We start from the raw sequence: 21014 nt of genomic DNA on the forward strand, positions 1-21014 counted from the left end.
CCGTCAGGCGGTCTTCGGCTTGCCCTTGGTGTACAGCCAGGTGTGCAGCACCGGGGCGACCTTCTTGCCGGACTCCTTCTCGGCGAGCCGGGTGAACTGCTCGGTCGTGCCGTGGCCGTCGCGGTGCTGAGCGGCCCAGAGGCGCAGGATGCGGAGGAAGGCGCGGTCGCCGACGGTCTTGCGCACCTGGTGCAGGGCCATCGCGCCCCGGTCGTAGACGGGGTCGCCGAAGATCTTGCCGCCGTCACCGGGATTGCCGGGCGGGTAGGCCCACAGCTTGTCCTCGGCGGGGCGGGCGTACAGGCCGTCGAAGGTCTTCTGGGCGCTGTCGCCGCCGTGCTGCTCCTCGTAGAGCCACTCGGTGTAGCTGGCGAAGCCCTCGTTGAGCCAGATGTCCTGCCACTTCGTCAGCGAGACGGAGTCACCGAACCACTGGTGGGCGGTCTCGTGGACGAGGGTGTCCAGGTCGGGCGCCGCACTGTACACCGGGCGGGTCTGGGTCTCCAGGGCGTAGCCGACGTCCGGGGCGTGGTCGACGATCGAGCCGGCCGCGCGGTACGGGTAGGGGCCGAACAGTCCGGCCTCCCACTTCAGCACCGAGGGCAGCTTCTTCATCACCGGGTCGGCGGCGCTGGCCTCCCTGGGGTCGACGGCGTCGTAGAGCTGGATGCCGCCGGGCAGGGTGCTGCGCCGCACCGTGAAGGTGCCGATGGTGGCGGTGGCGAGGTAGGCGGCCATCGGCTCGGCCTGGTGCCAGCGGAAGGTGGTGCGGCCGTGTTCGGTGCGCTGGCCGCGCAGCACGCCGTTGGCGACGGCGGTACGGCCCTCGGGGACGGTGATGGTGAAGTCGTACGACGCCTTGTCCAGCGGGTGGTTGTCGGCCGGGTACCAGGTCATGGCGCCCTGCGGCTGGCCCGCGACGAAGGCGCCGTCGTCGGTGGGAATCCAGCCGTCGGTCGAGCCGTCCGGCTCGGTGACCGGCTTCGGCTTGCCGTTGTAGCGGACGGTGACCTTGAACTCCTGGCCCTCGCGCAGGGTGCTCTTCGGAGTGACGACGAGTTCCTGGCCCTTGCGGGTGAAGCGGGCGTCCTCACGGCCGACGCGCACGGAGGTCACGGTGAGGCCGCTCAGGTCCAGGTCGAAGCGGCTGAGGCGCTGGGTGGCGCGGGCGGTGAGCACGGCGGTGCCGTCGAGGTGCCGGGAGGACGTGTCGTAGCCGAGCGTGAGGTCGTAGTGGCGTACGTCGTAGCCGCCGTTGCCGCTCAGCGGGAAGTACGGGTCGCCGGCGCCCGGCGCGCCGGTGGTGCCGGAGCCGAGCGGGGCGGCGGCGCCGAGGAGCGCGGCGACCGCGAGGGGGACCGTGGCGAGGACCGTCTCGCGGCGGAGGAGGGCGGTGCGGCGTCGTGCGGCCGGGCGGCGGGAGGACGTCACGTGCGCTCCTTCGGGACGACGATGATCGCTCCGCCACAGACTAGGGCGCCGGACCCCTGGCTGTCCTGCGCTCCCGGTCGCCCCCCGGCACCTCCTCGGCGACTGACCCGGCGTCGTCAGCCGGTCTGCCGGGCCGCCGCTCTGCCCGCGGCGCGGCCGGAGAACAGGCAGCCGCCGAGGAAGGTGCCCTCCAGCGCGTTGTAGCCGTGCACCCCTCCCCCGCCGAAGCCGGCCACCTCACCGGCCGCGTAGAGCCCGTCGACCGGGCTGCCGTCGAGGCCGAGGGCGCGGGAGTCGAGGTCGGTCTGGATGCCGCCCAGGGTCTTGCGGGTCAGCACCCGCAGCCGGACGCCGATGAGCGGGCCCGCCCCGGGGTCGAGGATGCGGTGCGGGGCGGCGACCCGGCCGAGCCGGTCCCCGATGTAGCGGCGGGCGTTGCGGATGCCCTGGACCTGGGAGTCCTTGCTGTAGGGGTTGGCCATCTGGAGGTCGCGGGCCTCGATCTGCCGGCGTACCTCGGCGGGGTCGAGCAGGGTCTCGCCGGTGAGGCCGTTCATCCTGGCCACCAGTTCCTCCAGCGTGCCGGCGGTGACGAAGTCCTCGCCCTTGTCGAGGAACGCCTGCACCGGCCCCGGTGCGCCCTTGCCCAGCACCCGGTCGCGGAGGACGGCCCTGCGGTCCTTGGCCGTGATGTCGGGGTTCTGCTCGGAGCCGGAGAGCGCGAACTCCTTCTCGATGATCTTTCGGGTGAGGACGAACCAGGAGTGGTCGTGGCCCGCGATGTCCTCGGTGGTGCGCAGGTGGCGCAGGGTGCTCAGCGTGTCGTAGCCGGGCAGGCAGGGGTCGGGCAGACGGCGGCCGCGCGCGTCGAGCCAGATGGAGGACGGGCCGGGCAGCACGCGGATGCCGTGGCCGGGCCAGATCGGGTCCCAGTTGGCGAGGCCCTCGGTGTAGTGCCACATGCGGTCCCGGTTGACCAGGCGTACGCCGGCCTCCGCGCTGATGTCGAGCATGCGGCCGTCGACGTAGGCGGGGACGCCGGTGACCATGTCGGCCGGGGGCGTACCGAGCCGCTCGGGCCAGTAACGGCGGACGATGTCGTGGTTGGCGCCGATGCCGCCGGTGGTGAGGACGACGGCCTGCGCGGTCAGCTCGAACTCCCCCGCCGTCTCCCGGCTGGAGGTCACCCCGCGCGGCGAGTCGTCGGGGGCGAGCAGGGTGCCGCGTACCCCGCGCGCGGTGGTGCCGTCGAGGAGCAGTTCGTCGACGCGGTGGCGGTGGTGGAAGGTCAGCAGGCCGTCCCGCGCGGCCTGCCGGGCGTAGCGTACGAACGGCTCGACCACGCCGGTGCCGGTGCCCCAGGCGACGTGGAAGCGGGGTACGGAGTTGCCGTGGCCGTCGGCGCGCAGGTCGCCGCGCTCGGCCCAGCCGACGGTGGGCAGCAGCTCGATGCCGTGGCCACGCAGCCAGGACCGCTTCTCCCCGGCCGCGAACTCGACGTAGGCGCGGGCCCAGCGCACCGCCCAGGAGTCCTCGTCGTCCAGCCGGTCGAAGCCGGCGCTGCCCCGCCAGTCGTTCCAGGCGAGGTCGAGGGAGTCCCTGACGCCGAGGCGGCGCTGTTCGGGCGAGTCGACCAGGAAGAGGCCGCCGAAGGACCAGAACGCCTGGCCGCCGAGGTTGGCGGCGTTCTCCTGGTCCAGCAGGGCCACCTTGCGGCCCCGGCTGGTGAGTTCGTGCGCCGCGACCAGGCCGGCCAGGCCCGCTCCCACGACTATGACGTCCGCGTCCATGGAGTCCTCGTCCTTCCTTCCAGGGGTCATTCCGGGTTCATGCGGGGTCGCTGCTGCCGGACAGCAGCGGCGTGAGCAGGTGTTTCAGCCAGTCGCGGGCGGCGTCGACGTCCTTGTCCAGCAGGAGCTGGACGGTGACGCCGTCGTAGGCGGCGACGACCGCGCGGGCGGCGGCGTCCACCCCGCCGGGCGGGGTGGCGGTGGCCTCGGCCCGGCGCAGCCGGTCGGCGACGGCCTCGCGCAGCCGGGCCCGGTGGCGGAGCAGGGTTTCGGCGACGGCCGGGTCGCGGGCGGCGTGCACCAGGAAGTCGGTCTTCACCAGCAGCCAGTCCACGTCGAGGAGGAGCACCTCGGCGACCCGGTCCACGGAGGCGGCCACGTCCAGCGCGGGCCCGTCCTGGGCGAGCGCCTCGGCGACCTGGGAGGCGATGAGGTCGGCGCGCTCCTGGTACAGGGCGAAGAACAGCTCGTCCAGCGTGGCGAAGTTGGAGTAGAAGGCTCCCCGGCTGTACCCGGCGGCCTCGCAGACCTCCTCGATGGAGACCCGCCCGAACCCCTTGGCCGCGAACACCGCGAAGGCAGCGGCAAGCAACTCGCCCCGCGTCCGCGCCCGCCGCTTGGTGACCCGCGGCGCCTTCTCCCCGGCCGTCATCGCCCGCACCTCGCTCTCGATACAGGAAACTTCGATACAGGAACGTATCCGATACATCGATGTATCGAAAGAGTCCCGCCAAAGCCGCGTGAGCGAGCCCCTCTAGATCAATAGAACGCGTTTTCGATTCAGGAGTACGCTGGCCCCATGTCCACGCACCTCCAGGGTTCGCTGTTCGACCAGGCCGACGAGTTGCGCCTCGGCCCTCTCGACGGGCTGGGGCGGACCGTTCTGGGCTCCGGGGCGTGGATCGACGTGCTGCCGGGCTGGTTGAGCGGGGCCGACGCGCTGTTCGAGCAGCTCGCCGCCGAGGTTCCCTGGCGGGCCGAGCAGCGCCGGATGTACGACAACGTGGTGTCCGTACCGCGCCTGCTGTCGTTCTACCGCGACCGGGACCCGCTCCCCCACCCCGTGCTGGACGAGGCCCGCGAGGCGCTTTCGGCGCACTACGGGGCGGAGCTGGGCGAGCCGTTCGTCACGGCCGGGCTGTGCTACTACCGCGACGGCCGGGACAGCGTGGCGTGGCACGGGGACCGGATCGGGCGGGGCAGCCGGGAGGACACGATGGTGGCCATTCTCTCGGTCGGCGCCCCGCGCGATCTGCTGCTGCGTCCGGCGGGCGGTGGCGCGGTGGCCGTGCGCCGGCCGCTCGGGCACGGCGACCTGATCGTGATGGGCGGCTCCTGCCAGCGCACCTGGGAGCACTGCGTCCCCAAGTCGGCGCGGGCCGCCGGGCCCCGGATCAGCATCCAGTTCCGCCCTCGCGGAGTGCGCTGACCCCGGCATCTGATTGGCTGACGCCGGTCACGTCATCGGCCGGAATCCGAGGGGAACATGCGGGCACAGGCAGAGCAAGTCGCGGACGGCGTCCACCTGGTGCGGGGTCACCACGTCAACTGGGTGATCCTGAAGGACGGTGCGGACGTCACGCTCATCGACACCGGGTATCCGGGAGACCGGCAGGCACTGCTCGACTCCCTTGCCGCCGTGGGCAGTTCACCGGAGGCGGTGACGGCGGTGCTGATCACCCACGCGCACAACGATCACCTGGGCTCGGCCGAGTACCTGCGCGACGTCCACGGCACGCCGGTGCTGCTGCATCCGGCCGAAGTCCCGCACGCCCGGCGGGACTTCCTCCAGCAGTGCTCCATCGGTGACGTGGTGCGCAACGCCTGGCGGCCCGGTGTCGTGCCGTGGGCGGCGCAGGTCATCAAGGCGGGCGGCACCGAGCACAACCCCGTGGTGAAGCCCGAGCCGTTCGCGTCCGGCGGCGCCCTCGATCTGCCGGGGCGCCCGGTGCCCGTGCACACGCCGGGCCACACCGACGGGCACTGCGTCTACCACCTGCCCGAGGCGGGCGTGGTGATCTCCGGCGACGCCCTGATCACCGGGCACGCGACCTCCCGCGTCCGGGGCCCGCAGATGCTGCACGGCTTCTTCCACCACGAGACGGACCGGGCCGTGACCTCGCTGGCGCTGATCGCCGAGCTGGCGGGCGATGCCCTGCTGCCCGGCCACGGCCCGCTGTACCGGGGCCCGGTGCGGGCCGCCGTCGAGCAGGCCCGCGACCGGGCGTCCTGAGCGGTCAGGCCAGGTCGGCGCCCGGCCGGTCCTGCGGGACGACAGCGACCGGGCTGCCCGCGTGGTGCAGCACCCCGTGCGCGACCGAACCGATCCGGGCGCCGACCGCCGTACGGCGGGCCCGTCGGCCCACCACGAGGAGCTGGGCCCGCGTGGCCTGGGAGACCAGCACCTGCCCGGCGCTGCCCATCTCGACGTGCTCGGCGACGGGCACGCCGGGGAACCGCTCCCGCCAGGGCGCCAGCGCGTCGGCCAGCGCCCGCTTCTCGTACGGTTCGAGGCCGCCCGCCTCGTCCAGCAGCTTCAGCGAGCCGGGGCTGTAGGCGAAGACGGGCGGCAGGGTCCAGGCGCGCACCGCGCGGAGGGTGGCACCGCGGGCGGCCGCCGTCTCGAAGGCGAAGCGGAGCGCGGCGGCGCTGTCCTCCGGGGTGCCGTGCTGGCCGACGACGATCTCCCGTCCGGCGGACTCGGCCTCCGGGCGGTCCCCGGCGCGTACCAGGATCACCGGCCGGGTGGTCTCCGCGACGACCCGGAGGCCGACCGAGCCGAGCAGGAAGCCGACCACCACGCCGTGCCCGCGGGTGCCGAGGACCAGTGCCTCGGCGTCCGCGCCGGCCGCGAGGAGCGCGTCCACCGCGTCGTCCTCGGTCAGCTCGAGCGTCGCGTCCAGGCCGGGATGCCGTTCGGTGAGGGAGCCGACGGCGCGGCCGATGCCCTCCTCGACCCAGGCCCGCTGGGTGTCCCGGTCGGCGGGCAGTTCGCCGATCTCCTCCCAGGCGTGCACCACGCGCAGCGGCAGCCCCCGGCGCACGGCCTCGCGGGCCGCCCAGTCCAGCGCGGCCAGGCTCTCCTCGGTACCGTCCACCCCTGCCGTGATCGGGCGTGTCATGCGTTGGGCCTCCTCGTCGTCCGGCCTGTTCCGTCGTCGCCATGACCCTGCCACAGCGGGCGGGTGCGCCCGCCACTCGGCGTCCGGAGCACACCGGGGCGAATCGGAACAAACGCACATACGATGGGCGGGACGCGCACCCGACCGCCCGGGGTGAGAACGCATGGCAGAGCCGACCGACGCGGCCCGGACCGTCCTGCTGACCGTGGACGACGATCCGGGCGTGTCCCGCGCGGTCGCCCGCGATCTGCGGCGCCGTTACGGCGCGTCGTACCGCGTGGTGCGCGCGGAGTCCGGACCGTCGGCGCTGGAGGCGCTGCGGGAGCTGAAGCTGCGCGGCGACTCCGTGGCGGTGCTGCTGGCGGACTACCGGATGCCGGTGATGAACGGCATCGAGTTCCTGGAGCGCGCGATGGACGTCTATCCGGGCGCCCGGCGCGTGCTGCTGACGGCGTACGCGGACACCGGGGCGGCCATCGACGCGATCAACGTGGTGGACCTGGACCACTATCTGCTCAAGCCCTGGGACCCGCCGGAGGAGAAGCTGTACCCGGTGGTGGACGACCTGCTGGCGGCCTGGCGGGCCGGGGACTACCGGCCGGTGCCGTTCATGAAGGTGGTGGGCCACCGCTGGTCGGCGCGGTCGTCGGAGGTACGGGAGTTCCTGGCCCGCAACCAGGTGCCCTACCGCTGGTACTCGGTGGAGGACGCGGAGGGGCGGCGGTTGCTCGCGGCGGCCGGGCAGGACGGCCTGCGGCTGCCGCTGGTGATCACCCCGGACGGCGCGGTGCTGGTCGAGCCCGAGGCCCCGGAGCTGGCCGCGCGGGTCGGCCTGGCGACGACCCCGACCGCCGACTTCTACGACCTCATAGTGATCGGCGGCGGCCCGGCCGGGCTCGGCTCGGCGGTGTACGGGGCGTCGGAGGGCCTGCGTACGGTGCTGCTGGAGCGCTCGGCGACGGGCGGCCAGGCCGGGCAGAGCTCCCGCATCGAGAACTACCTCGGCTTCCCCGACGGCGTCTCCGGCGCCCAGCTCACCGACCGCGCCCGCCGCCAGGCGACCCGGTTCGGCGCGGAGATCCTCACGGCGCGCGAGGTGACGGGACTGGAGGTCAACGGCGCGGCGCGGGTCGTGCGGTTCGCGGACGGTTCCGCGATCGGCGCGCACAGCGTGATCCTGGCGACCGGGGTGCAGTACCGGCGCCTGACCGCCGAGGGCTGCGCGGGGCTCACCGGCTGCGGGGTGTTCTACGGCGCGGCGCTGACCGAGGCGCCGTCCTGCCAGGGGCACGACGTGTTCATCGTGGGCGGCGCCAACTCGGCCGGGCAGGCGGCGATGTACCTGTCCCGGTTCGCCAAGTCGGTGACGCTGCTGGTGCGCGGGCCCGATCTGTCGGCGTCGATGTCGCACTACCTGGTCCAGCAGATCACCGAGGCCCCGAACATCGCGGTGCGCGCCCGCACGGAGGTGGAGGCGGCGCACGGCTCGGACCGGCTGGAGCGGCTGACCCTGCGCCGGGTGGACACCGGTGAGGCCGACCAGGTCGAGGCGCAGTGGATGTTCGTGTTCATCGGCGCCGCCCCGCTGACCGGCTGGCTGGACGGGACCGTACGCCGGGACGGGCGGGGGTTCATCCTGGCCGGCCCGGACCTGACCGTGGACGGGGAGCTGCCGGCGGACTGGGAGCTGGACCGGCCGCCGTACCACCTGGAGACCAGTGTGCCGGGCGTGTTCGTGGCGGGCGACGCACGCGCCGAGTCGGCCAAGCGGGTCGCGTCCGCCGTAGGAGAGGGAGCCATGGCCGTGATGCTCGTCCACCGGTATCTGGAGCAGTCGTGAACGGGCGCCCGCTGCCGTGCAGCCCCGGCGAGATCGGCAGCCTGTTCCTGTTCGAGCGGCTGTCGCCCGAGCAGTTGGGCCGGCTGTGCCGGGAGGGCCGGGTGGAGCTGTTCGAACCGGGCCCGGTGTACACCGAGGGCGACCCGGCGACCTGCTTCTACGTCCTGATCGAGGGCGCGGTCGTGCTCTCGCGGCGGATCGGCGCCGAGGACGTGGCGGTGTCCCGGACCACCCAGCGCGGGGTGTACGGCGGCGCGATGCAGGCGTATCTCGGGGACCGGGTGCGGCAGTTGTACAACAACTCGATGCGGGTGACGGAGCCGACCCGGTTCTTCGTGCTGCCCGCGCCGGTGTTCGCGGAGGTCATGCGGGCCTGGTTCCCGATGGCGGTGCATCTGCTGGAGGGGCTGTTCTTCGGCTCCAAGAGCACCCAGGCGGCCATCGGGCAGCGCGAACGGCTGCTGGCGCTGGGCTCGTTGTCGGCCGGGCTCACCCATGAGCTGAACAACCCGGCGGCGGCCGCGGTACGGGCCACCTCCACCCTGCGGGAACGGGTGGCGCGGATGCGGCACAAGCTGGCGCTGATCGCGGAGGGGCCGTTCTCCCGTGACGCGCTGGCGAGCCTGATCGAGATCCAGGAGCGCACCGCCGAGCGGGTCGCCAAGGCGCCGGTGCTGGGTCCGCTGGAGGCGGCCGACCGGGAGGACGCGCTCGCGGACTGGCTGACCGACCACGGCATCGAGGACGGCTGGCGGCTCGCCCCGGTGTTCGTGCAAGCCGGGCTGGACGCCGACTGGCTGGAGCGGGTGGCCAGCGCGGTGGACCAGGAGATCCTGGGCGGCGCGGTGGGCTGGCTCAACTACACCATCGAGACCGAGCTGTTGATGAACGAGATCGAGGACGCCACCACCCGCGTCTCCCAACTGGTCGACGCCGCCAAGCAGTACACCCAGCTCGACCGGGCGCCGTTCCGCGTGGTGGACGTGCACGAACTCCTCGACAGCACCTTGCTGATGCTCTCCGGCAAACTCGGCCCGCACATCGAGGTGGTGCGCAGTTACGACCGTACGCTGCCCTCGCTGCCGGGCTATCCGGCGGAGCTGAACCAGGTGTGGACCAACCTGATCGACAACGCGGTGTCCGCGATGACCCAGGACGGCGGCGGGGGCACGCTGACCGTGCGGACGGCGCGGGACGGCGAGCTGGCGCTGGTGGAGTTCGCGGACACCGGGCCCGGTGTGCCGCCCGAGATCCGGGAGCGGATCTTCGACCCGTTCTTCACCACCAAGCCGGTCGGCGCGGGTACCGGTCTGGGGCTGGACATCTCGCGGCGGATCGTCGTCGACAAGCACCGCGGCACCCTGCGGCTGGAGTCGGCCCCCGGCGACACCCGCTTCCAGGTCCGCCTGCCACTGACCGCGGACGCCACGTCCGGCGAGACCCCGAGAGCCCAGGAGGGCGCATGAGTGAGGACACCGCGATCGACCCGTCCGTGCCGCCGAGCGGTACGGGGTGCGAGGAGTGCGAGAAGGCGGACAGTTGGTGGTTCCATCTGCGCCGCTGCGCGCGGTGCGGGCACATCGGGTGCTGTGACGACTCGCTGGGCAAGCACGCCACCGCGCACTACCGGGAGACCGGCCATCCGGTGCTGCGCAGCTTCGAGCCGGGCGAGGACTGGTTCTGGAACTACGCCACGAAGGAACTGTACGAGTCCGGCCCCACGCTGGCCCCGCCCGAGAGCCACCCGGCCGACCAGCCGGTGCCGGGCCCGGCCGGACGGGTCCCGGCCGACTGGGCGCGGTTGCTGAGCTGACCCGGCGTCAGCGCCGGCAGTCCCGGCTCGGCGGGTCGACCGCCCCGGCGATGGCGCGCATGCCGTCGTCGTCGGGGTGGAGGTGGTCGCCGCTGTCCAGGTCGGGGCGCAGCCGGGCGGGGTCGCGGGGGTCGCGCAGCGCGCGGTCGATGTCGGCGACGGCGTCGAAGTCGCCGCCGGTGCGCACCCGGTGGTTGACCTCCCGGCGCACCGCCTCGGCCTTCGGGTCCCACTGGAGCCAGCCCTTGAAGGGCGCGACGGTGGCGCCGACCACGCACAGGCCCGCCGCGTGGGCCCGCTTCGTGATCTCCCGGTAGCCCGCGACGATCTCGTCCGCGCTCGCGCCCTGGTGCGCCTTGAGGTCGTTGACGCCCTCGTAGAGGATCACCGTGCGCACACCGGGCTGGGAGAGCACGTCCCGCTCCAGGCGGCGCCCGGCGCTGGGGCCGCCGTTGTTGTCGCTGAGGACCCGGTTGCCGGACATCCCCTCGTTGGCGACGCCCATGCCGTCCGCGCGCAGCCGCCGGGCGAGGTCGTCGGGCCAGCGCCGGTCGAGTCCGGGCGTGGACCCCCACCCGTCGGTGATGGAGTCCCCGAGCGCGACGACCGCGCCGGTACGGGGGTGCGCGGGGCGTACGGAGACGGCGTCGAGATACCACCAGGAACCGGTCGTCAGCGCCCAGCCGGTGTCGCCGTCAGCGCCGGGGTCGGCGTCCCGGCCGAGGTAGGAGGTGGTGAGGGCCATCTCGTGGCCGGTGGCGGGCCCCCGGGCGTCCGGAGTGCGCAGGCTGACGGCGAGGCGGGCCCCGGCGGGGACGCGGCCGGGCAGCGGGTCGCTCCAGACGGCCTCGCCCGGAGGGACAGTGACGGTGTGCTTGCCGCCGAAGGTGAGCGCCCGGTTGCTGCCGGGCTTGAGCGCGGCCCCCTCGGCCTGGAGGCCCGCGTGGGCGGAGTCGACGGTGAGCGGTCGGTCCCCGTAGGCGTTGGACAGCCTCACGCGCAGGTCGCTCCCGCCCGCGCTGACCTTCACGATCAGCCGGTAGGCCCGGTCGGCGCCCTGTCCGACGCGCTGGGCGCTCGCGGCCCAGGTGACCACGCCGGAGCCGCGCACGGTGGCCCCGGCCGGCGGGGTGGCCGCCGGGGCGGGCGTCGCCTGACCGGCGAGGGCGAGCAGCAGGACGGCGGCCGCCCGGCACGCTCTCCCCCGGCCGCTCACCTGGCCGGTTCCTTCGTCTGGCCCATGCCTGTGATGGTCCCGCCGACGCCCGCGCCCCGCACCTCGGTACGTTCCGTGTCCGCTCAAGCACAACAGCCCCGCCCCGCACGAGGGCGGGACGGGGCCTTGTCGGAGCCGGGGTGCGTCAGCGGTTCGCCGGGGTGTTGGCGGCCTTGACGTTGACCGCGGCCCAGGCCCGGTCGACGGTCCGGTACTCGGTGCTCGTCGCGCCGTACAGGTCCCTGGCCGCGTTCAGCGTCGCCACACGGGCGTCGTGGAAGTCGGTGGTGGAGACCATGTAGCGGGTCAGGGCGCGGTAGAAGACCGCCGTGGCCTTGGCGCGGCCGATGCCCTTGACGGCGCCGCCGTCGTAGGTCGGCGAGTCGTAGGAGACGCCGCCGATCTTCTTCTTGCCGCTGCCCTCGGCGAGGAGGTAGTACGCGTGCGAGGAGACGCCGGAACCGGCGTGCACCTCGGTGTCGTACGTGGCCTTCGACCAGTAGTCGACGGTGCCCTCCAGCTTGTCCAGGGAGGGGCGGTCGAGACGGCGCAGGAACTTCTGCTTCAGGCCCAGCTTCTCGCCCAGCAGGTAGTTCGGCGGGTTCTTCGCGTTGGCGGCGAAGAACTCCACGTTGGAGCCGAAGATGTCAGCGAGGGACTCGTTGAGCGAGCCCGGTTCGCCGTACTGGTTGCCGTCGCGGTCGACGTAGGTCGGCTCCAGCTTGGCGGTGGCGTCGACCACGCCGTGGGTCAGCTCGTGCCCGGTGACGTCGAGGACGACCAGCGGCTTCTTGATCATGTCGTCGCCGTCGCCGTACAGCATGCAGCCGCACGCCGGGTCCCAGAAGGCGTTGCCGACCCCGCGGCCCCAGTGGACCATCGCGCGGGCGGCCTTGCCGTTGTTGGCGATGCCCGACCGGTTGAAGGTCTTCTTGTAGAAGTCCAGGGTCTTGGTGATGCCGTACTGGGCGTCGGCGGCCGCGCTGTTGCGGTTGCTCGTGCTCCCGTTGCCCCAGACGTTGCCGGTACCGGTGATCGCGGTGCCGCTGCCGAAGGACTCGGTGTACTTGCCCTTGGCGTCCCGCGTCTCGGTGTTGTACCGGGTGGGGTCCTTGAGCTGGAAGTGGCCGCGCGAGGTCTGCGTGGTGGTCAGCGGGACGCTGCCCGCGAACAGGGTCTTGCCGGTGCCGCGCGCGGTCGCCGGGTAGCCCGAGGCACCCGAGGTGATGCCCGCGAGGAGGCTCGGCGCACTCTGGGCGGAGGTGGACGGGGTGACCGTCTCGCCGCGCGCCCGCAGCGCCTTGCGGAGCTTCGGCGAGAGGAACTCGTCCGCGTCCGGGGCGTTGCTGCGGACCTCGCCGGTGACGGCGTCCACGACGACCGTGCGGGTGCCGCTCGCGCCGTCCAGGGCACTGCCGGTGACGGTGACCCGGTAGGCGAGGGCGGTCTCGCCGTCGCGCGCGTCGACGACGAGTTCGGCGGTCCCGGCGTCACCCTCGGCGGCGTCGGCCGCCTTGGCGGCTGCCTGCCTGGGGGTGATCCGGGCGTCGGAGGCGGTGGCCTGGACGGACTGGCCGGCCGCGGTGGTCACGCCGGTGTAGGCGAGCTGCCGGTCGAGGTGGACGACCAGGTCGCCGCCGAGCACCGGCATGCCGCTGTGGGCGCGCTGGAAGCGGACGTGACGGCCGCCCTCGGGGTCGAACATGACGTCCTGCACGCGGAGTTCGTCACCCGTGCCGACCCCGGAGGCGTCGGCGTGGGCGACGGCGGCCGCGCGGGCGGCGTTCACCACGGGGGCGGTCCGTGCGGCGGTCCGGACGCCTTCGGCGGCCGTGCGGGCCGTCGAGGGCGCGGGGCGGGCGAAGGCCGTGCCGGCCAGGCCCGTGGCCGCCGTCGCCACCGCGACGGCGACGGCCACACTGCGTATGTGCGGTCTGCGCACCAGGGGTTGTTCCTTCGTTCGACGGCGGCCGGGCATGCCGGACGCCGTGACACATGGCGCCGTTGGGCGGCCATCGGGGCAGGCGGATCGCGCCCCGAAGGTTCACCCTTTCGGATGAGTCATGGCCACGTAAAGAAGGAATGATCCATTTCGCTGTTCTCCGGGACAATCCTTTACCCAAAGGACACCCCGGAGTGATCACCGCATGGCCGACTGTGTGTCGACTGGGGAGACGGGCCGTCAATCCCCTAGGTTCCAGGCCGGAATGTGACGCATGTCGCAGCAACGGCGGTGTGGACGGGAGTGGTGGCCTGATGGTCTCGGCAACGGTGGGCAGGAGCGCGGTACTCGGGGCGGTGGCGCTGTCGCTCCTCGTCGTCCCGGCACAGGCGGCGACCGGGGAGAAGAGTGCGGCGGCCGCGCTCCCCGCGCCCGACACGGCGGGCGTGGACGGGGTGCTGCGCACGGTCCGCGCCCAGGGCGCCCCGGCCGCGCTGGCCCGGATCGACGACCAGGGCCGCAGCCATCTGATCAGCCGGGGCGTCGCCGACCGGGGCACCGGCCGCGCGGCCAGCACCGCCGACCGGTTCCGCATCGGCAGCGTGACCAAGACGTTCTCCTCGGTCGTCCTGCTCCAACTGGCCGACGAGGGCAAGCTGGACCTGGACGCCCCGGTGAACCGGTACCTGCCGAAGCTGCTGCCGGGCGACGCCATCACCGTGCGGCACGTGCTGAGCCACCGCAGCGGGCTGTACGACTACACCAACGACATGTTCGCCCAGAGCGTCTCCGGCTTCGAGGCCGTGCGGAACAAGGTGTTCACCTACCCCCAGTTGGTCGCGCTGTCCCTGAAGAAGCCGCGCGTCAACGCGCCCGGCGCGGCCTACTCGTACTCCAACACCAACTTCGTGGTGGCGGGCATGCTCATCGAGAAGCTCACCGGACGCCCGGTCAAGGAGGCGTACCAGAACCGGATCATGGGCCCACTGACGCTGCGGGACACCTTCTACGTCCACCCGGACACCAGGATCCCCGGCCGGTTCGCGCGCGGCTATCTGACCCCGGACCGGTCCGGCGACCCGCTGGTCGACGCGACCGAGCAGACCGTGTCCTGGGCGCAGAGCGCGGGCGCCGTCATCTCCACCGCCAAGGACCTCAACACCTTCTACGCGGCGCTGCTCGGCGGCAAGCTGCTCTCCGCCGCCCAACTGGCGCAGATGGAGCGCTTCACCAAGGTCGACGCCACCACCGCCTACGGCCTGGGTCTGCGCCGCCGGGACCTGTCCTGCGGGGTGTCGGTGTACGGGCACACGGGCGCCGTACAGGGCTACTACACCTACGCGTTCGCCACGAAGGACGGCAAGCGGGCGCTGACGGCGGTGGCCACCACCTCCAACAACGGCAAGGTCCTCAACGCGCTGGCGGGCGCCCTGGAGCCGGCGTTCTGCGGCAAGAGCGCCAAGCAGCGGCGCGGCCCGGCGCTGGTGGAGCGCAACGCGGACATCGCCCCGGCCTCCCCGGCGCGCTGAACTCCCCGTCCCGGACGCCCCGTCGCTCGCGTGATCTTGGCGGAACGGGTCCGTCCGGGACACCATGCGCTCATGAAGGGTGACCTCTTTTCCAGTGAGCACATGGTCCGTCCGGCCGTCGAGCCGGGGATGGCGATAGAGAACGGCAAGTGCGTCAGATACGCGGTGGACGGTGAGATGCTCGCCCGCCAGGGCGCGATGATCGCCCACCGGGGCAGCCTCCAGTTCGAGCGCAAGGGCCAGGGCGTGGGCGGCATGCTCAAGCGCGCGGTGACCGGCGAGGGGCTGCCCCTGATGGTGGTGCGCGGGCGGGGCGAGGCGTGGTTCGCGCACGAGGCGCAGAACTGTTTCATCGTCGAGGTGGAGCCCGGCGACCAGTTCACCGTCAACGGCCGCAACGTGCTGTGTTTCGACGCCTCGCTGTCCTACGAGATCAAGACGGTGAAGGGCTCCGGCATCGCGGGCGGCGGCCTGTTCAACAGCGTCTTCAGCGGGCACGGCAGACTCGGCCTGATGTGCGAGGGCAACCCGCTGGTGATCCCGGTCTCCGAGCAGGCGCCGGTGTATGTCGACACGGACGCGGTGGTCGGCTGGACCGCGAACCTGCGCACCTCGCTGCACCGCTCGCAGTCCATCGGCTCGATGCTGCGCGGCGGTTCGGGCGAAGCCGTCCAGCTCATGCTCCAGGGCGAGGGCGTCGTGGTGGTCCGGCCCAGCGAGGCCACCCCGCAGAAGCCCCAACAGCACTGATTCTGTACGGGGGTTCCCCGCGCCACTCGGAGTGATCCGCGTCGCACGGGCAACCCCCGTCGCCGTACCCGCGTCTTGCCCCACGACCGACCACGCCCCGGCTCCCCCGGTGGACCGGGGCGATTCGCCCGCGTGCTATTCGCGGCGCGTATACACGTGGTGTATAGAAGGGTTCACATGTACGGCAAGGCTTTCGCCCCGGAGTATCAGGGCGCCCTGACCACCCTGTCCGTCAATTCCTCGCTGACCGAGGTGCTCGCCGAGGGGCTGGAGCGGCTGCGCGAGGCCGAGCGGGCCGGGCACCCCGCCGAGGTGGCCCGCTGCGGTCTCGCGGTCGCCGAGGCGCACCGCCGGCTCGGCAGCACGGCGGAGGCCGACCGGGCGTGGAAGGCGAGTTACCGCGCGGCCCGTACGGCCGGGGACACCGGGGCGATGGCGTGGGCGCTGTGGAGCGGGGGCACGCTGGCCCGGCAGCGCGGGGCGTTCCCGCTGGCCTGGCGGCTGCTGGGGCTGGCGGCCGAACTCGGCGAGCGCGGCGGTGACATCGTGGTCCGGGGCTACTCGCTGGCCGGGCTCGCGGAGACGGGGCGCATCCAGGGCGACTACGCGGCGGTGGGCCGGCTGCACGAACAACTGCTGGCCGAGGCCCGCAGGCGCGGCGAGGCCCGGCACACGGTGTGGGCGCTGGAGGGCATCGCCCAGATGCACCGCAACACCGGTGACTTCGAGGGGGCGTACGCGCTGTTCGAGGAGGCGGCGGAGATAGCCGAGCGCGCCGACGACCGGCGCGGTCACGCCTGGGCGCTGCGCGGGCTCGCGGACATCCTCTCGGCGCGCGACGGGGACACCGGCCGGGCGCTGGAGCTGCTGTCGCGGGCGGAGGAGACGTGCCGGACGATGAACCTGTCCAGCGCGCTCGCCTACAACCACAAGATGCGCGGCAACGTCCTCTACCGTGCCGGGCGTTACGAGGAGGCGCGGGACCTGTACGGCCTGGCGCTGTCCGAGTTCCGCACGATGGACGAACCCCGTGGCGAGGCGCTGTCCCGCCTCGGTCTGGCCAAGTCGCTGGCCCGGCTCGGCCGCGACCCGGGGGAGACGGCGGCCGAACTGGCCGAGCTGTCCGTGGTGTTGGAGCGCTCGGGGCTGCGGCACGCGCGGGAGATGGTGGCGCGGGCGCAGGCCGAGTTCGTGCCCGAGGCGGAGGGCGCCCGGTGACGGCGGTGTTCCGCGCGGAGCGGATCTCGGCGGCCCAAGTCCTCTCCGGCACCCGTGACTTGGTACGGCCCGCGCTGCGGGAGGCGGTCGCCGGGCTGCATCCGTGGCTGGCCGAGATGGCCGCGTACTCCTTCGGCTGGCGCGAGGGCGCCGAGGCCGGCGGCAAGGGGGTGCGGCAGGCGCTGGCCGTGCTCGGGGCGCGGGCGGCCGGCGCGGACGCCGGGGCGGGGGTGCCGGGCGCGGTCGCGGTGGAGCTGGTGCACGCCTTCTCGCTGCTGCACGACGACATCATGGACGGCGACGCCAACCGGCGCGGCCGCCCCGCGCTGTGGAAGGCGTACGGCACGGGTCCCGCCGTCCTCGCCGGGGACGCCCTGTTCGCGCTGGCCGTCGGCGTCCTGGCCGATGTGCCCGGCGGGGTGCGGCTGCTGTCGGGCGCGCTGGCGGACGTGATGCGGGGGCAGGCCGACGACCTGCTGTTCGCCTCGCGGCCGTGGACCGGCCCGGAGGCGGTGACGCCCGAGGAGTACCGGGTGATGGCGGAGGGCAAGACGGGTGCGCTGCTGGGCTGTTCGCTCGCACTCGGCGCGCTGCTGGGCGGGGCTCCGCGTCCGGTCGTCGCCGCGCTGGACCGGGCGGGACGGCACGCGGGGGTCGCCTTCCAGCTCGCGGACGACGTGCTGGGCATCTGGGGCCGCCCCGAGGTCACCGGCAAGCCGGTGGGCGGGGACCTGCGCGAGGGCAAGAGGACGTACCCGGTGCTGGCCGCGCTCGCCGCCCCCGAGGGCGCCCGGCTGCCCGGCCTGCTCCGTCGGCACCGTACGGCGGAGGCGGCGGCGCTGATCGAGGCGGCGGGCGGCCGGGCCGCGGCCCTGGCGGAGGCCCGCGCGCACCTGGCCGCCGCCCGTACGCTGCTCGACAGGCTGCCGCTGGAGCCGGGCGCGGCGGCCGAGCTGGGGGCCCTGCTGGACGCGCTCACGGACCGCGAACGCTGAGACGGCCGGTACGGGCGGCAGCCAAACATCGCCTATCGGGCCATATAGGCTGCCCTCGGCGCCCGGCCGGCCGGGTGGCCGCACCATCGAGCCCCCGTACGCAGGAGAGCCATCCGTGACCCTGGCCATCGACCCCTCCGAGACGACCGCCGCCGCACCGGCGCCCCTGTCCGACCTCGTGGCGCGCGACGCCCGCGAGTTCGGGGTGTACGCGCGCACCGGCGGCTGGGCCTTCGCGCTGATGGTGGCGCGCAGCGTGCGGCCGGGCGGACAGGCGGCCGGGGAGACCCCGAAGGTGTCCGCGAAGGAGTTCGCGGAGCTGGCGGAGTGCTCCCCGGAGCGGGTCATGCGCTACTACCGGGCGTGGGACCGGGCCGCCGACGACGGCCTGGTCCCGCAGTTCGAGACGCTTCAGCCGGGCCAGGACGTCCAACTCCCGGACTCCGACGTCTGGTTGAGCTACTACTCGTCCCGCAGCAGCGCCACCTCCGAGCGCGGTACGGCCATCGCGGAGGCCGCCGAGGCCGAGGGCATCCGGCCGACCAAGGCGCTGGAGGTGGCCGAGAACCCGACCGCGCTGCGCGCCGCCATCCTGGCCGACCCCTCCACCGCCCGCGCGGCCCGCTCCGCCCTGCTGGACCGGATCAAGGAGGACCCGGAGCTGCAGGCCGAGCTGGCGCGGGACGTGGTGCGCACCGACGACCTGAAGAAAGCCGTCGCCACCGAGAGCCGCGCCGCCGACAAGATCGGCTACGTCCGGCAGATCGCGGAGTCCGGGCAGATCAGGACCCCGGCCGGGCAGACCGTCGAGGCCCCCGCCGAGCTGCGCGAGGAGGCCGAGCGCCATCTGTCGCTGATCGACGAGCTGGAGGACGACGAGGACACCGGCGAGTGGGCGGTGGAGGCGTACGACACGCTGAAGACGCTGGTCGCCGACACCGTCGAGGCCGACCCCGAACTCCGGGTGCAGGAGCGGCGCACCAAGTTCTACGGCAGCCTGCAGAAGGCGACCCGCGCCTTCGAGGAGCTGACCTTCGACGACGCCCAGGACTTCTACGAGGACGACATGGTCCGGCGCCTGGAGGAGCTGCAGCAGGCCATCGGCTCCTGCCTCACCGCGCTGCGCGGCGCCGTGGGGGACAAGCCCTAGGGACGCACGGCGGGGGCATGAGTACCGGTACTCATGCCCCCGCGCACCGGGCGGCCGGACGATGGGGCGACCGACACCGTCCAGCCTCTGGAGCCCGCCATGACCGCAGTCCACCCCGACCGGCCGACCGTCCGCCGCACGGTGCCGCCCGTCGTGTTCGCGGGCGTGGCCACCGTGGGTCTGGCCGTCTCCGCGTGGGGCGCGCGGGACCGTACGACGTGGCTCCTGGAGACCTTCTGGGTCATGATCGGCCTGCCCCTGGTGGTGCTGCTCTGGCGGCGCTTCCCGCTCACCGGGCTGCTGTGCGGTCTGCTCGCCGCGCACGCCCTGGTGCTGGCGGTCGGCGGCCACTACACCTACGCGCAGGTCCCGGCGGGCGACTGGGTGCGGGACACCCTGCACCTGAGCCGCAATCCGTACGACCGGTTCGGGCATCTGATGCAGGGCTTCGTCCCGGCGATCCTGGTACGGGAGCTGCTCTCCCGTACCTCACCGTTGCGCGGCAGCCGCTGGCTGGCCCCGCTGACGGTCTGCGCCTGCCTGGCCTTCAGCGCCTGCTTCGAGCTGCTGGAGTGGCTGGCCGCCGTGATCGGCGGGCACGGAGCCGACGCGTTCCTCGCGACCCAGGGCGATGTGTGGGACACCCAGTGGGACATGTTCTGCGCGCTGATCGGCTCCGTGCTCTCCCTGCTCCTGCTCAGCCGGGCCCACGACCGCTCCCTGACGGCCCTCGCGGCCCGTACCGGGCGTTAGCGGTCCTCGGGGTCGGTGTGCCGGAGGCGGGCCCATATCGGCAGGCCGTACCAACAGACCAGGTACCAGAAGACGACGGCGCCGACCAGCCACGGCACATAGCCGTCGTGGGTGGCCACCCTCAGGATCAGGAGCAGCGAGCAGGCCATGGTGGCCAGGAGCAGCACCAGGCCGATGAAGGTCAGCCGCCCTGCCAGCTTTACCGCCTGCGGTTTCACCCGGCGCCCGGAGACCAGGCGGTGCAATGAGACGGGGCCGATGAGGGCGCCGGTCGCACAGGCCCCCAGGACCACGGTGATGATGTAGATGATCTGGTCGGCGCTGGAGAGCTGGGCGTACTTGGGCTGGAAGACCACCGTCAGCAGGAAGCCGAAGAGGATCTGTACGCCGGTCTGCGCGACACGTACCTCCTGGATCAGCTCGCCCCACTTGCGGTCGGCCCGCTCTTCCCTGGTCTCGTCCCGCCCCCTGCGCGGTGCCTCCTCGGTCATGCGGTGCAATTAACCGCGCAAACGTTCTTTCAAACCGCTCACTTGATCGGCCCTGTTGTGCTGGTTCACTCGAAGTAGTGGCCCTCGTCCAGATCGGCGAGGAGACCCGGCTCGCTGGGCCGCCAGCCGAGCCGTTCGCGGGTCGCGGCGCTGGAGGTCGGGTTGTCCACCCCGGCGAACCGGCCGAGGAACCCGAAGTGCTCCCCCGCCCGCTCCCTCGGCACGCTCACCACGGGCACATCCAGATGACGCCCGATGACCTCCGCGATCTCCCGGAACGGCACCCCCTCGTCGGCGGCCGCGTGCCACCGGGTACCGGCCGGGGCCTGCTCCAGCACCAGCCGGAACAGCCGGGCGGCATCGAGCCGGTGCACACCGGGCCAGCGGTTGGCGCCGTCCCCCACGTGGGCGGCGACGCCCTTCTCGCGGGCGATGCGGATGAGGTGCGGTACGAAGCCCTTGTCGCCGCGCCCGTGCACGGAGGGCGCGAGCCGCACCACGGAACCGCGCACGCCCCGCTCGGCCAGCGCGACGGCGGCCTCCTCGGACGGGGTGCGGTGGGTGCCCGGCGTGGGGGCGTCGGTCTCGGTGACGAGGCGGCCCGCCGGGGCGATCGCGGTGCCGGAGGTGACCACGAGCGGCCGGTCGGAGCCCGCCAGGGCGGCGCCCATCGCCTCGACAGCCCGCAGGTCGGTGGCGCCGGCCGCGTCGAAGTCGGCGAAGTCGTGGACGAAGGCCAGGTGGATCACCCCGTCGGCGCCGTCCGCCGCGCGGGCCAGGCCCTCGGGGTCGTCCAGGGTGCCCCGGAACACCTCGGCGCCCGCCTCCTTCAGCGCGGCGGCCCCGTCGTCCGAGCGGGCGAGGCCGACGACCTCGTGCCCGGCGCCGATCAGTTCCGGCACCACGGCGGAGCCGATGAACCCGGTGGCCCCGGTGACGAAAACACGCATGATGAAGCTCTCCTCGGATGGTCG

General features: G+C 73.3%; 19 protein-coding genes. 11 read left to right on the forward strand and 8 right to left on the reverse strand.

Annotation, left to right across the window (positions count from 1 at the left end; all coding sequences use genetic code 11):
- Positions 1–3: 3 nt before the first annotated feature.
- The 3 genes from E5083_RS17515 to E5083_RS17525 all read right to left on the reverse strand — a co-directional run bounded on the left by E5083_RS17515 (position 4) and on the right by E5083_RS17525 (position 3873).
- Positions 4–1431, reverse strand: a complete 1428-nt coding sequence (locus E5083_RS17515) for a M1 family metallopeptidase (protein WP_135786642.1) — start codon at positions 1429–1431, stop codon at positions 4–6.
- Positions 1432–1547: 116 nt separating this feature from the next.
- The gene (locus E5083_RS17520) at positions 1548–3221 is read right to left on the reverse strand and encodes an FAD-binding dehydrogenase (protein ID WP_135787022.1); all 1674 of its coding nucleotides are present in this window, start codon (positions 3219–3221) and stop codon (positions 1548–1550) included.
- 37 nt (positions 3222–3258) lie between these two features.
- Positions 3259–3873 (reverse strand): TetR/AcrR family transcriptional regulator, encoded by a 615-nt coding sequence (locus E5083_RS17525; protein ID WP_135786643.1) that lies wholly within the window; start codon positions 3871–3873, stop codon positions 3259–3261.
- A gap of 147 nt (positions 3874–4020) precedes the next feature.
- Between E5083_RS17525 and E5083_RS17530 the strand changes: the two genes are divergently transcribed.
- Together E5083_RS17530 and E5083_RS17535 are read left to right on the forward strand one after the other, a co-directional pair.
- The gene (locus tag E5083_RS17530; protein WP_135786644.1) at positions 4021–4650 is read left to right on the forward strand and encodes an alpha-ketoglutarate-dependent dioxygenase AlkB; all 630 of its coding nucleotides are present in this window, start codon (positions 4021–4023) and stop codon (positions 4648–4650) included.
- Between the two features lie 57 nt (positions 4651–4707).
- Complete coding sequence (locus E5083_RS17535) at positions 4708–5454, forward strand: MBL fold metallo-hydrolase (RefSeq protein ID WP_135786645.1); 747 nt, start codon at positions 4708–4710, stop codon at positions 5452–5454.
- Between the two features lie 4 nt (positions 5455–5458).
- Here the strand turns inward: E5083_RS17535 and E5083_RS17540 are convergent, their stop codons facing one another.
- The gene (locus E5083_RS17540) at positions 5459–6343 is read right to left on the reverse strand and encodes a universal stress protein (protein ID WP_135786646.1); all 885 of its coding nucleotides are present in this window, start codon (positions 6341–6343) and stop codon (positions 5459–5461) included.
- A gap of 163 nt (positions 6344–6506) precedes the next feature.
- Here E5083_RS17540 and E5083_RS17545 point away from each other — a divergent pair, with 163 nt between their 5' ends.
- From E5083_RS17545 to E5083_RS17555, 3 genes are read left to right on the forward strand one after another with little or no spacing between them, the layout of a single operon-like run.
- Positions 6507–8183: an NAD(P)/FAD-dependent oxidoreductase gene (locus tag E5083_RS17545; RefSeq protein WP_135786647.1), complete on the forward strand. Its 1677-nt coding sequence runs from the start codon at positions 6507–6509 to the stop codon at positions 8181–8183.
- Complete coding sequence (locus E5083_RS32025) at positions 8180–9649, forward strand: ATP-binding protein (RefSeq protein ID WP_135786648.1); 1470 nt, start codon at positions 8180–8182, stop codon at positions 9647–9649. Before E5083_RS17545 ends, E5083_RS32025 begins: the two co-directional genes overlap by 4 nt.
- Positions 9646–9996, forward strand: a complete 351-nt coding sequence (locus E5083_RS17555; RefSeq protein ID WP_135786649.1) for a UBP-type zinc finger domain-containing protein — start codon at positions 9646–9648, stop codon at positions 9994–9996. Before E5083_RS32025 ends, E5083_RS17555 begins: the two co-directional genes overlap by 4 nt.
- 7 nt (positions 9997–10003) lie before the next feature.
- Here E5083_RS17555 and E5083_RS17560 read toward each other — a convergent pair whose 3' ends face one another.
- Entirely contained in the window at positions 10004–11212 is a 1209-nt protein-coding gene (locus E5083_RS17560; protein WP_135786650.1) for an SGNH/GDSL hydrolase family protein, read from the reverse strand.
- A 145-nt stretch (positions 11213–11357) separates the two neighbouring features.
- Positions 11358–13154, reverse strand: coding sequence for a M4 family metallopeptidase (locus tag E5083_RS17565; protein ID WP_167513566.1), 1797 nt, complete (start codon positions 13152–13154; stop codon positions 11358–11360).
- A 314-nt stretch (positions 13155–13468) separates the two neighbouring features.
- On the opposite strand from E5083_RS17565, the gene E5083_RS17570 reads away from it, so the two are divergent.
- From E5083_RS17570 to E5083_RS17595, 6 genes are all read left to right on the forward strand, one after another.
- Positions 13469–14683 carry a serine hydrolase domain-containing protein gene (locus E5083_RS17570; protein WP_135786652.1) on the forward strand — a complete coding sequence of 405 codons (1215 nt, stop codon included), beginning with the start codon at positions 13469–13471 and terminating at the stop codon, positions 14681–14683.
- A 72-nt stretch (positions 14684–14755) separates the two neighbouring features.
- Positions 14756–15433 carry an AIM24 family protein gene (locus E5083_RS17575; protein ID WP_135786653.1) on the forward strand — a complete coding sequence of 226 codons (678 nt, stop codon included), beginning with the start codon at positions 14756–14758 and terminating at the stop codon, positions 15431–15433.
- A gap of 177 nt (positions 15434–15610) precedes the next feature.
- Positions 15611–16651 carry a tetratricopeptide repeat protein gene (locus E5083_RS17580; protein WP_135786654.1) on the forward strand — a complete coding sequence of 347 codons (1041 nt, stop codon included), beginning with the start codon at positions 15611–15613 and terminating at the stop codon, positions 16649–16651.
- Entirely contained in the window at positions 16648–17646 is a 999-nt protein-coding gene (locus E5083_RS17585) for a polyprenyl synthetase family protein (RefSeq protein WP_135786655.1), read from the forward strand. The genes E5083_RS17580 and E5083_RS17585 overlap by 4 nt, the downstream gene beginning before the upstream one ends.
- A 115-nt stretch (positions 17647–17761) precedes the next feature.
- Positions 17762–18796, forward strand: a complete 1035-nt coding sequence (locus E5083_RS17590; protein WP_135786656.1) for a hypothetical protein — start codon at positions 17762–17764, stop codon at positions 18794–18796.
- Between the two features lie 99 nt (positions 18797–18895).
- Positions 18896–19549, forward strand: a complete 654-nt coding sequence (locus tag E5083_RS17595; RefSeq protein ID WP_208754076.1) for a DUF2238 domain-containing protein — start codon at positions 18896–18898, stop codon at positions 19547–19549.
- On the opposite strand, the gene E5083_RS17600 is transcribed toward E5083_RS17595, so the two are convergent.
- A complete protein-coding gene (locus E5083_RS17600) occupies positions 19546–20040 on the reverse strand; it encodes a DUF6328 family protein (RefSeq protein WP_135786657.1) in 495 nt (164 codons plus the stop codon). The two genes, E5083_RS17595 and E5083_RS17600, sit on opposite strands and share 4 nt — an antisense overlap.
- Positions 20041–20105: 65 nt before the next feature.
- Positions 20106–20990 (reverse strand): SDR family oxidoreductase, encoded by an 885-nt coding sequence (locus tag E5083_RS17605; protein WP_135786658.1) that lies wholly within the window; start codon positions 20988–20990, stop codon positions 20106–20108.
- Positions 20991–21014: the final 24 nt, after the last annotated feature.

This window comes from Streptomyces bauhiniae, assembly GCF_004784475.1.
In the GTDB taxonomy this organism is placed as follows: Bacteria; Actinomycetota; Actinomycetes; order Streptomycetales; family Streptomycetaceae; genus Streptomyces; species Streptomyces seoulensis.